A 16,438-nucleotide genomic window follows, 5' to 3' on the forward strand; every position below is an offset into this window, starting at 1 on the left:
AATGCTTAAATATTTTAAGGTATTTACAATGCTAGAAACAAAAAATGGCTGTTCAGTGGGTGATGGGCAGGATATTGCAAGAATATAATCGAATACTGACTATATGAGGCATTTGAAAATGGTTAATGGACAAACATACTTATAGCTCGGAGAGGAAGAGCATAATGAAAAGGTTGATAGCTTTAGTAGTTGTTATTTTAATGGTCAGCATCATGCTTGCTGGTTGTAGGGGCCAAGAAAATAACAACGATAAAGGGACACAAAACGCCCCTCAAGTGGCCACAAATTCTTCGCAAACAAAAGAACTTCTTGGCGAAACCAGATCCGCTGTCGTTGTCTACTATCAGGACAGCAGCGGGAAATATTTATTGCCGGTTACGATGCCGATAGAACCTACAGATAGGGCTGCTAATGTGGCACTGGAAAAATTATTATCCGGCCCCGAGACGGAACAAGTAAAACCCGTCATTCCCAAAGGTACTAAGTTAAGGGAACTGTATTTAAAAGATAACATAGCATTTGTTAGTCTTACTCAGGAATTTTTAAGTGTTGGGTCCACAAATGAAGTCAATAAGGCAGTGAAGGCCGTGGTTTTGACTTTGACAGAATTTCCCATGGTTGAAACGGTGCAGATATTGGTAGATGGCCAGGTAGTGAAGGACTTACATGGTGTGAATCTTGATAAGGCATTAACAAGACCAGGGGCTGTTAACGGACCTGAATATAAAGATGCTGTGACAGTTTATTATGGTAACTATAACGCTAGTTTACTTGTGCCTTATTCGGCTCCGATTCGCGATGATGACCCGATTAAATCGGCCTTAGAAGCATTGTTGGCAGGGCCCCCGGCGGAGGTAAAAGAGGAGTTAATTCCTACGATATGGCCAGGAACTAAGATAAGAGATATTCGGGTCAATGGCAAAACATTAATTGTAGATTTAAGTCAAGAAGTAATTGGTTACGGCGGCGGTTCTGCTTCAGAAAACATGTTGGTGGATTCTTTAGTAGCGACGATGATACAATTTGAAGAAATAAATGAAGTACAGCTATTAATTGAAGGAAAAGCAGTTAGCACCCTTCCGGAAGGCACTGACGTCTCCGCACCGCTCAAACGACCAATCAACCCTATATTTACTCCCTAAAAAGCTAAGTATAAGGCCAGGAGTGAAAAAGAAGTATATTTTAGATATTTGGTAAATGGGGTGTTTTAGCTGGCTGGAGAAATTACTCGACGTATCAGTACTTTGCAAAGAAAGCTTCAATACCAGGGTATTGATTGTGCTATAGTACTACAAAGTAAAGCTTTATTTTATTACACGGGAACAGCACAGAATGCACACTTGATAGTGCCCTCGCAGGGAGACCCGTTGCTCCTGGTAAAGAAAGACTTTGGTCGCGCGCGAGAGGAAACCGATTTGCAGAATGTGCGACAGTTGGAAAGCATAAAAAAGCTGCCGGACATTGTCAACGATCATTGTAGGACACCAGCTAGAATTGGGTTAGAGATGGATGTTTTACCCGCTAAAAACTACCTATATTACCAGCGACTTTTTGATGGTGCAGAATTGGTTGATGTATCCGGCCTTATCCGTGCACAGCGGATAGTTAAGTCAGTGGCAGAGGTGAATATCATCAGGGAAAGTGCAGCCCGTCAGTTAGAGGTGTATCGGCAAATTCCTGATATCTTGAGGGAAGGTATGGCGGAAATTGAGTTGGCGGCGGAGGTAGAGGCAAAAGCTAGAAAACTTGGTCATTATGGCATTACCCCCTTGCGAGGATTTAATCTGGCCATCTTTTATGGACATATCATGTCCGGGGAAAATGGAGCCGTCCCCAGTAGTTTTGAAGGGCCGACCGGTGGAAAGGGATTAGGACCGGCAATGCCTCAAAGCGCTGGATTGAGAAAAATTCGTGCTCATGAACCGGTAATTGTTGATTATACTGGCTGTTATAACGGCTATATAGTGGATATGACTAGGGTGTACAGTATCGGCTCGCTGCCCGAAACTTTGGTAAAAGCGCACCGGGTTGCAGTGGATATTCAGGATATGATTGCTGAAAAGGCTAGACCCGGTATGTCCTGTGAGAAACTCTACTTTCAGGCCTTAGATTATGCCGAAAAAGCCGGCCTGAAGAGATATTTCTTAGGATACAACTATACTCTGCCCTTTGTCGGGCATGGAGTGGGGCTTGAGCTAAATGAATTGCCGCTATTAGCACGGGGATATGACCAGCCGTTGGTGGATAGTTCAGTAATTGCTATAGAACCAAAATTTCTTTTCCCTGGTCAAGGTGCAGTGGGAATAGAAAATACTTTTCTTGTAACTGAACATGGCTTGGAAAAACTAACGGCCTCAAACGACGAAATTATTGTAATATAAAGGGCCGCTTTGCGGTTCTTTTTTGTTAGTAAGGTGCTGGTTCATTGCTTACCATAAATCACTTAACTGTCAGGTTATTTGCCTTCTGGTTAATTTCTGCTGGTAGAGAGAACGGAGGAATTGCTTGGCAAAAAATAGAATAGACTAGGGACAGGCAGTGCTTGGAAATAATGTAGGCATTAGTTAGATTGCCTTTTTAAGGATATGTAGAAGGGTGGCAGGCATGAATAATAAAGAACTACTCAAAGAATTACCCGCCGTAAATGACCTGCTGACGCGGCCAAAACTTGTGGCTGAGTTACAGCGCATTTCCCGAGATTTTTTAGTGGATGTGGTAAGAGAAGTGTTGGAAAAAATGAGGCAACAAATTCTTTCCGGCGGGGATGCCCTGCCTGCCGTTGAAGAAATTGAACGACAAGTGCTGGCATTAATAGAACATAAAACCCGCCCCAAGCTCCGTAAAGTTATCAACGCCACAGGGGTTGTGCTGCATACAAATCTTGGCAGGGCGGTGCTCTCGGAACAGGCTATAAAGGCGGTGGCCGATACTGCTGCTGGTTATAGCAACTTAGAATTTGATTTGGACGCAGGGCAACGGGGGTCGCGTCATAGTCATGTGGAAAATTTGCTAACCCAAGTAACCGGCGCCCCGGCCGCTATGGTAGTGAATAATAATGCTGCTGCAGTATTATTGGTGCTGTCGGCGTTGGCCAAGAGCAAGGAGGTTATTGTCTCCCGGGGAGAATTAGTGGAAATCGGTGGTGCCTTTCGGGTACCGGAAGTAATGGAACAAAGCGGTGCTATCCTGCGAGAGGTAGGAGCCACAAACAAAACATATTTAAGGGATTATCAGGCTGCGATTACTGACCAAACAGGATTATTATTAAAAGTACATACTAGCAATTACAAGGTGGTGGGATTTACCCACGAGACCTCTCGGCGGGAACTGGTTGAATTGGGGCGAAAGCATGCCATTCCGGTGGTGGAAGATTTGGGCAGTGGCAGCTTGATCGCTTTACAGAGTTTAGGTATTGATGTTGAGCCGACAGTACAGGATTGTCTAAAAGCGGGAATAGATTTAGTTACCTTCAGCGGGGACAAACTTTTAGGAGGACCGCAAGCCGGCTTTATTGTAGGGCGCCATGATTTGGTGCAGTTTTTGAAAAGGCATCCATTGGCTCGGGCGATAAGGGTAGATAAAATGACTATTGCTGCATTGGAAGCAACATTAAGAGCTTATTTAGACCCGGACCAGGCCCAAAGACAGATACCCACATTGAAAATGCTGATGGAAAGCCCGGAAAAGATTAAGCACCGGGCCCAATCATTGGCGGATAGATTAAAAAGGGAAGCACCCCGGTATTTGTTTAATATAATTCCCGGGAAATCTCGCCCAGGAGGCGGGGCTTTACCCACCACGGAGCTGGATACTTGGCTAGTGGAGATTAAAGGGGGCGTTTCTTCGTCCCAATTAGCCGGCAGATTGCGCCAAGGGGAACCGGCGGTGCTGGTACGTATCCAGCAGGATAGTATCATATTGGACCCTAGAACGTTGCTGCCGGGAGAAGATGAAAAATTATCGCAAGCGTTTAGTCAGTGTATAATGGGGTGACCGTATGGATTATGTAATTGTGGGTACTGCCGGGCATGTAGATCATGGTAAGACCGTGCTGGTAAAGGCCTTAACAGGAAAAGATACAGATAGACTCAAGGAAGAAAAGGAACGGGGTATATCAATTGAATTGGGATTTGCGCCGTTGCAGCTCCATGATGGCACAAATGTAGGTATTGTGGATGTGCCCGGCCATGAGCGTTTCATACGCCAAATGCTAGCAGGAGTTGCGGGTATGGACCTGGTTATGCTGGTAATAGCGGCGGACGAAAGTGTCATGCCCCAAACACAGGAACACCTCGATATTATTGATCTGCTGCAGGTAAAGAGCGGAATAGTGGTAATTACAAAAAAAGACCTTGTGGAAGAGGAATGGCTGGATTTGGTGCAGGAGGAAGTGAAGGATGTAATTGCGGAGACAGTTTTAGTCGATGCGCCAATAATCGCCGTATCAGCGGTTACGGGAGAAGGCATGGACGAGCTCAAAAGTTTGTTGGCAGAAAAAATTGCCTATACTCCGCCCAAAAGCACATCGGGCAAACTGCGTTTGCCCATTGATAGGAAATTTTCCGTGACGGGATTTGGTACTGTTGTCACAGGGACATTGTGGGGTGGCGAAATAAAGGTTGGCGACCAGGTAGAAATAATGCCTGAAGGACTGTCCTCTCGGGTAAGAAACCTGCAGGTGCATGGAGATACTGTCAATAGCGCTTCTGCCGGTCAACGGGTTGCTGTCAATCTGGCAGATGTGGAGCTTGAGGAACTCCATCGAGGGCAGATGATCACAGTGCCAGGCTTACTTACCCCTTCGCACCGGATGGATGTGCAACTGAAATTACTCACATCGGCTGCGAAGCCATTAAAACAGCGAGCAAGAGTTAGGCTATATTTGGGTACGGCGGAGACATTTGCACGTGTTAATCTTCTTGATAGAGAGGAAATTAAGCCGGGCGAGAGTTGTTTTTGTCAATTTATGATAGAAGAACCGCTAGTGGGGGCTAGGCAAGACCGATTTGTTGTACGAACATATTCGCCAATGCATACAATCGGTGGTGGTGTGGTAATTGATGCTGCAGCGCCGAAACACAAACGATATCGTCCTCGGGTTTTGGAGTCCTTGGCTACTAGGCTGCAGGGAACGCCGGCAGAACTAATAATGCAGACACTGATACAAGGTAAACAAATGGTTTCTATCCCGCAAATCGAAGAGGAACTGGGCCTTTCTCAAGCTGATATTCAGCAAGGAATAGCGAAATTAGACGCTAAAAACAGGGTCTTACTACAAGTCAATGAAGGAACAGAAGTTATTATGGCAGTGAATGTGTTCCAAAAACTTTCTGATGATGCAAAAAAGTTGCTACAGGACTTCCATCAGCATTACCCTCTTAGGGTGGGTATGCCCAAGGAAGAATTGCGTAGTAGGATGTTTCCCCTGTGGAAGGGAAAACAATTCAACAGTTTTTTACAAGCGGCTGCTGACTCGGGTTGGATTAAGGTAATTGCGAACGAAGTGGCACTAAGCAGTTTCCAAGTGCAAGCTAACCCTGAATTACAGAAGCAGATGGGGCAAATATTAAAGCAGTTGGAAGAGAACCCCTTTCAACCTCCCCTTTGGCCTGAAGTGGTACGGCAGGTAGGGTTAAACGATGAAGCGGTGGAAATACTGTCATACATGATAAGGATAGGTAGCTTAGAACGTATAAGTGACCAGTTGGTGTTTAGCAGAAAAGCGGTCGATGAGGCAAAAAGACGTATTGGACAATATATTGAGGAAAAAGGGACTATCTCCTTGGGAGAAGTACGGGATTTACTGGACAGCAGTCGCAAGTATGTATTGCCTTTATTAGAATACTTCGATCAAATTAAATTTACAAAAAGGGTACAAGACAAAAGAATTTTGTTTTAATTACCGCCGCAAAATTTCGGCGGTTTTGTAGATGTTTGTCAGCGACGATATTTGGTAGTTTTTGTCGATAACAAATTTGGCTATGCAATTGACAGACTTGTCTTAACATTATATAATAACTTAAACGTGACTGACTGCATATTTTGTGCACGACTAGGGTACAATAACAAATTTGTGTGCATACTTCTGCCCGAAAAACGGTGGAGTATGCCCAATTTTATGTTTGCCGTATAAAGACAATGTCCGTGGTGATGGGATAAATATTCGCATTTGTGAATATTTATACAAACCTATTTGAAGGAGGTGGCAGTTGCGACATTCCTTTTTTAACGTATAGAAATGTTCTTTTATAAAAGGAGGTTACATTAAGTGAAATTAAAAAAAAGATTGCTATTGTTTTTAGCGTTGGCATTGGTGATGGCGCTTGCTGTAGGTTGTGGCGCCCCTAAGCAGGAAGAAGGTAAGAAAGAAGAGCCCAAGCAGGAACAAGAAGAGGGCCAGAAGGAAGCTGCAGCAGAGCCGATTAAGATTGGTGTCAACTACGAATTATCAGGTGCGGTGGCAACTTTTGGTCAGCATACCGTTAATGGTATTAAGCTTGCTCTTGCAGAAGTTAACGATGCTGGCGGAGTGTTGGATGGTAGTCAAATTGAGCCAATCATTTTGGACAACAAATCAGAAGGCGCAGAATCCACTAGTGTTGCTACCAAATTAATTACTTCCGAAAAAGTTGTTGCTCATTTAGGTGCTGCTACCACCGGTAATACTTTGGCAGCTGTTCCTATCGCTACTCAGTATAAAGTTCCTTTGTTGACCACTTCTGCAACCAACCCTAAGGTGACTGTGGATGACAGTGGTAATGTACGTGAATACATTTTCCGTACCTGCTTTATTGACCCCCCTCAGGCCATCGTCGGTGCAGAATTTGCATATAACGATCTGGGCGGGAAAAAGGCAGCTATCTACTTTGATAATACCAATGACTACAGCAAAGGTTTAGCAGAAGTATTTGAGGAAGAATTTGTTAAGCTAGGCGGAGAGATTGTTTCTAAGGAAGCGTTTAGCCCGCAGGATAATGACTTCCGTCCAGTAGTGACTAAGTTTAAGCAGGCCGGCGCTGACGTAGTGTATGTCCCCGGCTATTATCAGCAAGTTGGTTTGATCATCAACCAGGCGCGTGAAATTGGTCTGGATGCACCGTTCTTGGGTGCTGACGGGTGGGATTCTCCGAAGTTAGTTGAAATTGCAGGTGCGGAAGCATTAAACAATACATTCTTCACTAACCACTATGCTTCCAGCGACCCCAGCGAAAAGGTTCAAAAATTCGTTGAAGCTTATAAGGCTGAATATGGTGAAGTACCTAGCTCTTTTGCCGCATTAGGGTACGATGCTGCTAAGTTGATTGTTGATGCCATCGAACGGGCAGGCAGCGCTGACCCCGATGCTATCAAAGACGCTTTGGCTGCAACCAAAGATTTTGATGCAGTTACCGGTAAGCTGACTTTCGATGAAAATCATAACCCGATTAAAGAAATTGCTATCATCGAAATGTTAGATGGCAACCAAGAGCTGAAGACTAAGAAAGCTCCTAAATAGGTAAATGAAGAACTGGATATAAAAAAAGGGGGGGGAACCCCCCTTTTTAACCTTTTTTTACTTTTTATAGGATCGGGGTGATAAAGATCGACTCAATAATCTTTTTTATTCAACAACTTCTGAACGGTATAACGCTGGGCAGTATCTACGCATTAATCGCCTTGGGGTATACGATGGTTTACGGTATTATACTACTTATAAATTTTGCTCACGGTGAAATTCTTATGGTTGGGGCGTATGTGGGTTTCTTCGCCATATCTAGCCTGCACCTGAACTTTTTTACAGCATTAATATTGTCAATGTTTGCTGCTGCCGTGTTAGGTGTAGCTATTGAAAGAATTGCTTATAGACCATTAAGAAATTCCACTCGTTTGGCAGCGCTTATCACTGCCATTGGAATGTCACTGTTGTTACAGAACGGTGGTTTGGTGGTACTGGGAACTGATTTTAAAGCTTTTCCGCAAACCATGGTCAAAGAGACTTATTGGATATTGGGCGGACGAGTGCCAGTTACCAACCAGCAAATTTTAATTTTAGCGGTTACGATTGTTATGATGGTTGGCTTACAATATGTGGTTAAACGGACTAAGATTGGTAAAGCCATGCGGGCGGTTTCTTACGATAAAGAAGCAGCCAAACTAATGGGCATTAATGTGGATACGACCATTTCCGCAACTTTTGCTATAGGATCTGCATTGGCCGCAGTTGCGGGCATTCTTTTGGCCATGTATTACCAAACAGTACATCCGCTTATGGGGCTTATGCCAGGACTTAAGGCTTTTGTAGCTGCAGTGTTGGGTGGTATTGGCATTATTCCCGGTGCCATGACCGGAGGTTTTCTGCTCGGAACTGTAGAAGCCATGGTCAGCGGATACTGGGATTCCCAATGGAAGGACGCCATTGCCTTTGGTATATTAATTATAATCTTGGTGGTTAAACCATCCGGATTGCTGGGCAAGGACACCACGGAGAAAGTGTAGGTGAAAAGGATGAAGTTGAGCAAAAATATTATCGGCACGATTTTATTAATATTTGCCGTGTACTTTGCTGTGGGATTTCTAATTAAAGGAGAAATCATTAATCCTTTCCAGCAGGTAAACCTATTTTTGATGGGCATAAACATTATCATGGCGGTAAGTCTTAATCTAATCGTAGGTTTTACCGGGCAGTTAGCCCTAGGGCACGCGGGATTTATGGCTATCGGTGCCTATGTATCTGCAATATTTACCGTTAAGCTCGGTTTGGGTTTTGGATTGGGCGTAATTGCTGGAGCTTTAGCCGCGGCAATTAGCGGTGTAATTATTGGCCTTCCTACTTTGAGGTTAAGAGGAGATTATCTGGCGATAGCCACTTTAGGGTTTGCGGAAATTATTCGAGTTGTTTTTGTTAACACTGAATATGTTGGTGGTGCTGCAGGGATGATTGGCATACCACAGCTTACTAACTGGACATGGTTATACTTTCTGACGGTTGCAACAATTATATTGATTAAGAACTTTATCAACTCCACCCATGGCAGGGCTTGTATTTCCGTACGGGAAAATGAAATTGCAGCTGAAACCATGGGGATAAACACCACTAAATATAAAACATTAGCATTTTCTATGGGTGCATTCTTTGCTGGCGTTGCTGGTGCGCTTTATGCCCACTATTTTTTCTTGATTCAACCCATAACGTTTTCTTTTTTGAAGTCATTTGACGCACTGGTAATGGTGGTGCTCGGCGGGTTGGGTAGTATAACCGGTTCGATAATTGCGGCTTTGTTGGTTACCGGGCTAAGCGCTGCGCTTCAGGACCTAGCGGGCCTGCGCATGGTTATCTATGCGGCAGTACTAATCGTGGTTATGGTGTACCGACCTCAGGGCCTGATGGGTAGCAGAGAGTTTTCGTTGTCTATGTTAAAAAAGGAGAGGGGTGAGGCCGATGACGGAAGTACTAAAGCTAAATCAGTTAACTAAGCTTTTTGGCGGCTTGACTGCAGTATCTCAGGTTGATATGACCTTAAATAAGGGTGAGTTAATCGGTCTTATCGGCCCAAACGGTGCGGGCAAGACAACAATCTTTAATTTGCTTACGGGTGTTTACGTACCTTCTAAGGGTGACATTTTGTTTATGGGCAAGTCAATTAGTGGGAAGAAGCCGTATCAGGTTACTGCTGAAGGAGTAGCCCGGACTTTCCAAAATATTCGTTTGTTTGCAGATTTATCTGTATTGGATAATGTCAAAATTGCCTATCACTGGCATGGGAAATACAATCTAGCCAGTTCGCTGCTACGCTTACCGGGCTATTTCGCCGGGGAGAAAAAGATGACAGAAGATGCAGTGGAATTGTTGGATATATTTAACTTGGCAGATAAGAAGGATGAGATTGCCAAAAACTTGCCCTATGGGCTGCAGCGGCGTTTAGAGATTGCTCGTGCGCTGGCTGCAGGGCCCAAGCTGTTACTTTTAGATGAACCTGCGGCAGGTATGAATCCTTTAGAAACAAGGGACCTAATGGACTTGATCCGTTGGATTCGTAACGAATTCAATTTAACCGTTCTTTTAATTGAACACGACATGTCTCTAGTCATGGGTGTATGTGAAAGAATTTATGTGCTTGATTATGGTAAAATTATCGCAGAAGGGTTGCCGGATGAAATTAAGGCCAATCCCAAGGTTATCGAAGCATACCTGGGCGAGGAGGTATCATATGCTTAAAATAGAAAATCTTAATGTAAAATATGGTGCCATTCACGCCTTAAAAGGGATTTCTTTGTCTGTTGATGAGGGAGCAGTCGTTACTTTAATTGGTGCTAACGGGGCAGGCAAAAGCACTACTTTGAAAGCAATTTCCGGGTTAATGCAGCCGTCAGAAGGCAGTATCGAATACCAGGGGAATAATATAGCAGGAATACCGGCTCAGGAAATCGTGCGCAGGGGTATATCCCAAGTTCCCGAGGGAAGACGGGTATTTGCCAACCTTACTGTAGCAGAAAACCTGGACCTCGGCGCCTATCTGGAAAAAGATAAAGCAGTTATCAAAGATAACTTTGTAAAAGTATTTAATAAATTTCCCCGGCTGGAGGAAAGAAAAAATCAATTAGCAGGCACATTAAGCGGCGGCGAGCAGCAGATGCTAGCAATGGGCAGAGCGTTGATGTCTCGGCCGAAACTTTTGCTGCTTGACGAACCATCTATGGGGTTGGCACCAATTCTGGTGCAAGAGATATTTGATATTATTAAGGAAATTAATGAAGCAGGGACTACAATTCTTTTGGTGGAACAAAATGCTCATATGGCGCTTTCTGTGGCTCAAAAGGCATACGTAATCGAAACTGGCAAGATTGTCCTGCAAGGAACAGCCAGCGAGTTGCGGGAGAGTGAAGAAGTCAAAAAAGCATACTTAGGCGGCTAGCGTTAGCTAGCTGCTTTTACTTCGTCCCACATGTAGCAGTAAAAATCAAGAATAAGCGAAGCATAGGTCAAGTATTCTTGGCGAAACTTGAAAAAAAGTTTAAATCTGTTATAATATCTTTTGTGACAACTTTTATGGGAGTGGATTCGCTCTGGTGTGCGGCCTGGATTTCAAATCCAGTGGGACGCAGCGATCCTGCGTTCGGTGGGTTCGATTCCCATGCACTCCCGCCATATATATCATGATAACTTTATTAATTTGACCGGAAGCATAAGTTTGCCAGATGGCAAGCTTATGCTTTTAATTATTTTTGGCAACTAAAATATTCATAAGGTACCATCTCTCCGTTAAATGCTACTGCAAAGTTGGTAGTATTAATATTATTTAATACATCAAAATTAAATAATTCCAAATAATACTTGCAATTTGCAAATATACGTGATATAAACTAGCTAAAGGTGGTATCTAGAATGAATAAACGAGAATTGTTTCATATCTTTACACGTCGTTTAGGCTTATTAAATAAAAACTGCTGTGATTATAAGTCGCTGGATATTTCTTTAGTCCAAAGCCATATTTTATATGAAATTAGGCGTTTGGATTCCCCATCAATGCAGCAGGTAGCCGAAGCACTGGGCTTTGACATAACAACCTTTAGCCGCCAGGTGCAAACCCTGATACGAAAAGGAATGGTGGATAAAGTCCAGGCTCCTGAAGATAAGCGTATTTACCTACTGTCTTTAACTGACAAAGGCAAATCAATCGATGAAAAAATTGATGATTCTTTAAACACCTACCTAGACGAAATATTTTCTCATCTGTCTCATGAAGAAAGAGAAAAGGTAATTGAAGCAATTGAGCTTTTAAACAGGGCGATGCTTAAATCGGATACATGCTGTATGCCTCCCTTTTAAGGGAGGTCTTATTAGAAAACATACTTGTACTTTACAAATAAACAATGAAAGGAGTGTTTATTTCATGCTGAAACACTACTTCCATGAACAGGAAATGAATGAGCACAAAAACGAATAGGAACAAATATCACGTCATTTTCAGAAGAGAAAAGGCCTGCAAAAACAAGACAGACAAGAAGAACATATCAGCTTTGTCTGGAGTACAAGAAACTACCGATTTTATGTATAAAGCTTAGTTGGTAGACGAAAGTACAATAATACTTAGGATTAAAGAAATTTTCATTATGCGTTTAATACTATATATAAGGAGACGGTTATCATGTCAAAAATTAGAGACGTTGTGAAGCAGAAATATGGAGCGGCAATATCCGAAAAATCAGAATGCTGCGGGAACAGTAGTTGTTGTAGCAGTTTATCGGGGAATCAAGATGATATTATTACTGCTAATCTTTATGATAAGGGAGAAGAGGGATTACCTGAGGAGATATTTAAAGCATCCTTCGGCTGTGGAAATCCTACTGCCTTAGCACAATTAAATCCCGGTGAAACGGTATTAGATTTGGGTAGCGGTTCCGGGATAGATGTTTTTTTATCGGCTAAACGAGTAGGGCCTACAGGAAAAGCGTATGGTTTAGATATGACTGACGAAATGTTAAACGCAGCAAAGGAAAATCAGCGAAAACTAAATATAGATAATGTAGAGTTTTTAAAAGGTTATATTGAAGAGATTCCTCTCCCGGACAGAAGTGTAGATATCATAATATCTAACTGTGTAATAAATCTCTCTACAGATAAAAAGAAGGTTTTGGGAGAAGCTTTTCGAGTTTTAAAAGAAGGCGGACGTTTTGCCATATCAGACATAGTATTGACCAAACCGCTGTCTGAGACAATTCAGCAGGACCTTGTCGTATGGACGGGGTGTGTGGCCGGGGCCCTACAAATGGATGAATACAAGGCGCTATTAAAAGGGATAGGGTTTCAAAATATAAGTGTCGAAGTTACCCGGGAGTATGACCTAGATAGCCCTGAAGCACAAGAATTTCTTCCTAAACTAACAACAGCAGAAAGAAGGGAATATAACGGAGCAGTGGTTAGTGCCTTTGTCCGCGCTAAAAGGCCGAAGTAGATGCAGAAATGAAACGTAAAGGGATTCACAAGCCGACCATAGAGGATATAGTTGAATTAAGTGGTATAGAAACACTGCACCCTGGTGGTTTTGCGCTTACCAAGCGAGTTGCGGAAGTTGCCGCTCTGAAAAAGGGCATGAAAGTTTTGGATGTATCCAGCGGTAGAGGTACACAGGCCATCTATTATGCAAAAAATTTTGGTGTAAATGTGACCGGAGTAGACTTATCAAATGAAATGGTAACTACTGCCATAGAAAATGCTAAAATAGCAAATGTACAAGACAAAGTCTCCTTCGTAAAAGGAGACTCCCAAGAACTGCTCTTTCAAGACAACTCATTTGATGTAGTAATCAATGAATGTGCAGTCGGTATACCTGATAACTCTCAAAAGGTGCTTGATGAGATGGCAAGAGTCTTAAAGCGACAAGGAACTTTAGTAATGCATGAATCCATCTGGCGCAAGAAATTAAATCCGGAGGAAAAAGAAGACCTTTCAGAGAGGTAAGGAACGACCCCGCTTGATTATGAAGAATGGGTTAATATGTTAAAGCAAGCCGGGGTAGCGAATATAATCAGTGAATTTGATGAGTGGTCTAAACCTCATATGTTTTGGGAAGTGCGAAAAGAACGTAATGTTAACCATTACTCCAGAATACTATCTCCAGTTGAGCAGTTGATTACGGCTGGGAGAATTGTTTCTTTATATGGCCTTAAAGGCTTAAAAAAGGGATTTGAAAATAGGAAGATATTTTATAGAGCAATATTGGATGGCAAACTGGGGTATTGTCTCTTTAAAGGTATAAAATAGTTCTCAATGTTATGACTTGAAATTGCTGTAACGGATAACTTGGCAATAGCTTGGTGGGTAAGGTCTTTTAATAGGGGACGATTATTGCAGATGCTTCTTCCCTCAACCACGCCTGCTTAGATGATGATAAATATGTAATTTTTTAACAGTAAAAAGTTTTCATATAAAAATGATCCTTCAGCATGGAGGATTTGGAACATAACTTCTTTTCGTCTAAATTAATAAAGATGAAAAAATAGGAGTTGATCTTTATGAAAAAAACAATTAGTTTCTTGCTTTTAGCAGCATTTCTTTTTTCCATTAATGGCTTGGCATTTGCTGAGACCAAATTAAAGAGTGGTTACTCTGACGTTGATGACCACTGGGCCTTGTCTAATATTTACAACGTTACCGAGCGTGGGTTAATGAATGGTTATCCCGACAATTCTTTCAGACCAGATAAAAACGTAAGTAGAATAGAAATGGCAATCACCTTGGACCGAACTTTTGATTTCAATTTTAGTGCAGTTAAAGTTTGATGATGTATATGATGGTAAATGGTATAGCACTTCCCTTCTGGAAACAACTTTCTTTGGTCTTTTAAATACTGATGATAGAATGTTTAAACCAAACCTGGATATTACAAGAATTGAAGCTGCAAAAGCTATTAAGCAATCTTTTGCAGCTAAAAATTTAGGTGTGATGATGACCCAAATATTCCAATTTATGATGATGCCGAAGATTTGAGTTCAGATGAAAATTCTGCTTTAAGTTTTGTCTTTAATACCGGCATAATGAAGGGTCTAGACAATAATACTTTTGCACCTGATAAGCCGATAACTAGAGCAGAACTAGCAACTGCCTTAAAAAGAACTTTAAACACTTTAGAGGTGGCTGAACCTGTCATGAATGATAACACTGAGGACGCCCCTATAAGTGATAAGAGAGTCATTGAAAACCCGCCTCTCCCAGACAAAGGTGCGAATTAATAGACTTAGAAGACCTGGATACTCCTGTTACTAATGAGTTTGAAAGAGAATAAAATATAACAAAAGCAGCGACAAATAAGAGTCGCTGCTTTTGTTATATAAACACATAAAGTCTAAGATTGTGCTTACAAAAGTTAAAGCTTTACTAAAAAGGCTATATCCAAGTGGTTATATATTTAGATGCTGCAGATCTGCGAGGTATTTCCTCGCAAACCGCTTAGTCAAATTGTTTTTCCACTTAAACTGCACACCGTATACCTGCGTCATAAACGAACCAATTGCCAAAGTACCCTGTAACATACGTACGTTTTCCGGAGAAACGGTATTTAGCCCTAACCACATTGCTAAACCAACTCCTACTGATCCAAAACCTATACGTACAACTTCCCATGATAAGTCCCTTAAGGCACTGTCTAGGGACCTGATAAAGTCTTCTTCAACAGAGTTGTCTTCGAACCTGTTACAAAAGCCGTCAAATTCTCCGTGGAAAGCCGCAAGTTTTTTGCTAAATCCTGCTCTATTACGTAGCTTGATAATTTCAAATAGGCTAATTTCGCTTAGGTTGGCAGGTAGCTTTAAATGAATGATATTTTGGGCCACTTTTATTTCCTTTTGGCCGCCATTATCTAAACCTGCCAGCAGTCTAAATATATTCTGTTCGTCATTATCAGTGATGGCCGCCATACCATGCTTATCTGCGATTGTGTTCGCTTGGATAGATAAATACATATCTCGTATTTCTTTAGCAACCAGTATTCCATAGAGAGTAAATGTTCCTAAGGAATAATTTTTACAATACTCCTCAAAATTGACGGAATATTTATCCGCCAAAATAATATATGGCTTATAGTATTTGTCCACTTATCATAATTACTCTTAAGCTTTGGGTCGGATATTATAAAAATGGCTGTTTCGTGGGATTAGGAAAGTAGCAGGTAGAACAAATACTAAAGTTTATCTAAATAAAGCATTTGGTTTAGATAGCTTTTTCTTCGCCGGTGTTTAAGGTAAAGACCAATGGAATAATGAACAACACTACCAAGGAAGCAACATAAAGACCGGTGACAGGTGTATATAAATCTCCAATGTAACCAATAAGACCTACACCCAAGGATCCTAGGGTACCACCTATGCCCATTACCAAACCGGAAGCCATACCTTTATTTTTCGGAAAAAGGCGATGGCTAATTACCATCGTAACCGGTCCAGAAGAATTTAATGAGGCGCCTAGTAAAGCGATCAAAACAAAAGCAGCGAAGATGTTTTGTGTCTTTAAAAAGAGTACCATCCAAGTACTAGATAGAAGAGCAGACCCTATTATGATTGGCTTAGGCCCAAAAGTATCGGATAAGTAACCGCCGGCAATATTGCCAAAGGTACCCGCAATAAATAAGACTGAAAGCAGACCGGCATTTTCAAAAGTGGGCCGGTTCCACTGTTCCCACATTACCGGTACTATGGTCATAGTGGACAAGACGGTCATAGAATTCAAACCAACAATTGCCATCAAACTGCGGGAACGCCTCAGCCCGGAAAGAAATTCAGGCGTAATAAGTTTTGTACATTGAAAATAATAACGCTGAGAAATTAGAGAGTCAACCTTTTTTCAAATTATTATTAATATATTTTTCGCTGAGACAACAGATAAAAGTAATATGCCGCCGGGTTTTAATAAGCGTTTATTATATCTGCTGCGGTCTGAAGTGTTATAATCATGCCTGATTTACTG

18 protein-coding genes and 1 tRNA gene are annotated in these 16,438 nt (G+C 42.1%); 17 read left to right on the forward strand and 2 right to left on the reverse strand.

The genetic code is table 11. The features are described from left to right. Positions 1–164 precede the first annotated feature (164 nt). The 17 genes from MFMK1_RS01765 (at position 165) to MFMK1_RS01845 (ending at position 14,709) form a co-directional block, all read left to right on the forward strand. Positions 165–1,142 (forward strand): GerMN domain-containing protein, encoded by a 978-nt coding sequence (locus MFMK1_RS01765; protein WP_366923459.1) that lies wholly within the window; start codon positions 165–167, stop codon positions 1,140–1,142. A gap of 102 nt (positions 1,143–1,244) precedes the next feature. Continuing rightward, complete coding sequence (locus tag MFMK1_RS01770) at positions 1,245–2,381, forward strand: M24 family metallopeptidase (protein ID WP_366923460.1); 1,137 nt, start codon at positions 1,245–1,247, stop codon at positions 2,379–2,381. Positions 2,382–2,604: 223 nt separating this feature from the next. Continuing rightward, the gene (gene selA / locus MFMK1_RS01775; protein WP_366923461.1) at positions 2,605–3,993 is read left to right on the forward strand and encodes an L-seryl-tRNA(Sec) selenium transferase; all 1,389 of its coding nucleotides are present in this window, start codon (positions 2,605–2,607) and stop codon (positions 3,991–3,993) included. A 4-nt stretch (positions 3,994–3,997) separates the two neighbouring features. Beyond that, the gene (gene selB, locus MFMK1_RS01780; protein WP_366923462.1) at positions 3,998–5,899 is read left to right on the forward strand and encodes a selenocysteine-specific translation elongation factor; all 1,902 of its coding nucleotides are present in this window, start codon (positions 3,998–4,000) and stop codon (positions 5,897–5,899) included. A 369-nt stretch (positions 5,900–6,268) separates the two neighbouring features. Continuing rightward, positions 6,269–7,495 (forward strand): ABC transporter substrate-binding protein, encoded by a 1,227-nt coding sequence (locus tag MFMK1_RS01785; RefSeq protein WP_366923463.1) that lies wholly within the window; start codon positions 6,269–6,271, stop codon positions 7,493–7,495. 95 nt (positions 7,496–7,590) lie between these two features. After that, positions 7,591–8,475, forward strand: coding sequence for a branched-chain amino acid ABC transporter permease (locus MFMK1_RS01790; protein WP_366924849.1), 885 nt, complete (start codon positions 7,591–7,593; stop codon positions 8,473–8,475). Positions 8,476–8,484: 9 nt separating this feature from the next. Beyond that, on the forward strand, positions 8,485–9,453 hold the full coding sequence (locus tag MFMK1_RS01795) for a branched-chain amino acid ABC transporter permease (RefSeq protein WP_366924850.1): 969 nt from the start codon (positions 8,485–8,487) through the stop codon (positions 9,451–9,453). After that, entirely contained in the window at positions 9,419–10,195 is a 777-nt protein-coding gene (locus MFMK1_RS01800; RefSeq protein WP_366923464.1) for an ABC transporter ATP-binding protein, read from the forward strand. Before MFMK1_RS01795 ends, MFMK1_RS01800 begins: the two co-directional genes overlap by 35 nt. Then, positions 10,188–10,892, forward strand: coding sequence for an ABC transporter ATP-binding protein (locus MFMK1_RS01805; RefSeq protein WP_366923465.1), 705 nt, complete (start codon positions 10,188–10,190; stop codon positions 10,890–10,892). Before MFMK1_RS01800 ends, MFMK1_RS01805 begins: the two co-directional genes overlap by 8 nt. Positions 10,893–11,028: 136 nt before the next feature. Next, positions 11,029–11,125, forward strand: a tRNA-Sec gene (locus MFMK1_RS01810). 237 nt (positions 11,126–11,362) lie between these two features. Further along, positions 11,363–11,806 (forward strand): MarR family winged helix-turn-helix transcriptional regulator, encoded by a 444-nt coding sequence (locus MFMK1_RS01815; protein ID WP_366923466.1) that lies wholly within the window; start codon positions 11,363–11,365, stop codon positions 11,804–11,806. Positions 11,807–12,125: 319 nt separating this feature from the next. Beyond that, positions 12,126–12,932 (forward strand): arsenite methyltransferase, encoded by an 807-nt coding sequence (locus tag MFMK1_RS01820; RefSeq protein WP_366923467.1) that lies wholly within the window; start codon positions 12,126–12,128, stop codon positions 12,930–12,932. Positions 12,933–12,940: 8 nt separating this feature from the next. Continuing rightward, the gene (locus MFMK1_RS01825) at positions 12,941–13,438 is read left to right on the forward strand and encodes an SAM-dependent methyltransferase (RefSeq protein ID WP_366923468.1); all 498 of its coding nucleotides are present in this window, start codon (positions 12,941–12,943) and stop codon (positions 13,436–13,438) included. A gap of 36 nt (positions 13,439–13,474) precedes the next feature. After that, positions 13,475–13,741, forward strand: coding sequence for a hypothetical protein (locus MFMK1_RS01830; protein WP_366923469.1), 267 nt, complete (start codon positions 13,475–13,477; stop codon positions 13,739–13,741). Between the two features lie 251 nt (positions 13,742–13,992). Next, on the forward strand, positions 13,993–14,259 hold the full coding sequence (locus MFMK1_RS01835) for an S-layer homology domain-containing protein (RefSeq protein ID WP_366923470.1): 267 nt from the start codon (positions 13,993–13,995) through the stop codon (positions 14,257–14,259). Continuing rightward, complete coding sequence (locus MFMK1_RS01840) at positions 14,243–14,467, forward strand: S-layer homology domain-containing protein (protein WP_366923471.1); 225 nt, start codon at positions 14,243–14,245, stop codon at positions 14,465–14,467. Before MFMK1_RS01835 ends, MFMK1_RS01840 begins: the two co-directional genes overlap by 17 nt. Then, the gene (locus MFMK1_RS01845; protein WP_366923472.1) at positions 14,464–14,709 is read left to right on the forward strand and encodes an S-layer homology domain-containing protein; all 246 of its coding nucleotides are present in this window, start codon (positions 14,464–14,466) and stop codon (positions 14,707–14,709) included. The genes MFMK1_RS01840 and MFMK1_RS01845 overlap by 4 nt, the downstream gene beginning before the upstream one ends. Before the next feature lie 168 nt (positions 14,710–14,877). On the opposite strand, the gene MFMK1_RS01850 is transcribed toward MFMK1_RS01845, so the two are convergent. Both MFMK1_RS01850 and MFMK1_RS01855 read right to left on the reverse strand, forming a co-directional pair. Beyond that, on the reverse strand, positions 14,878–15,570 hold the full coding sequence (locus MFMK1_RS01850) for a hypothetical protein (RefSeq protein ID WP_366923473.1): 693 nt from the start codon (positions 15,568–15,570) through the stop codon (positions 14,878–14,880). 115 nt (positions 15,571–15,685) lie between these two features. Then, positions 15,686–16,216 (reverse strand): MFS transporter, encoded by a 531-nt coding sequence (locus MFMK1_RS01855; protein ID WP_366924851.1) that lies wholly within the window; start codon positions 16,214–16,216, stop codon positions 15,686–15,688. Between the last annotated feature and the right edge of the window lie 222 nt (positions 16,217–16,438).

It is taken from the genome of Metallumcola ferriviriculae (assembly GCF_035573695.1).
In the GTDB taxonomy this organism is placed as follows: domain Bacteria; phylum Bacillota; class JADQBR01; order JADQBR01; family JADQBR01; genus Metallumcola; species Metallumcola ferriviriculae.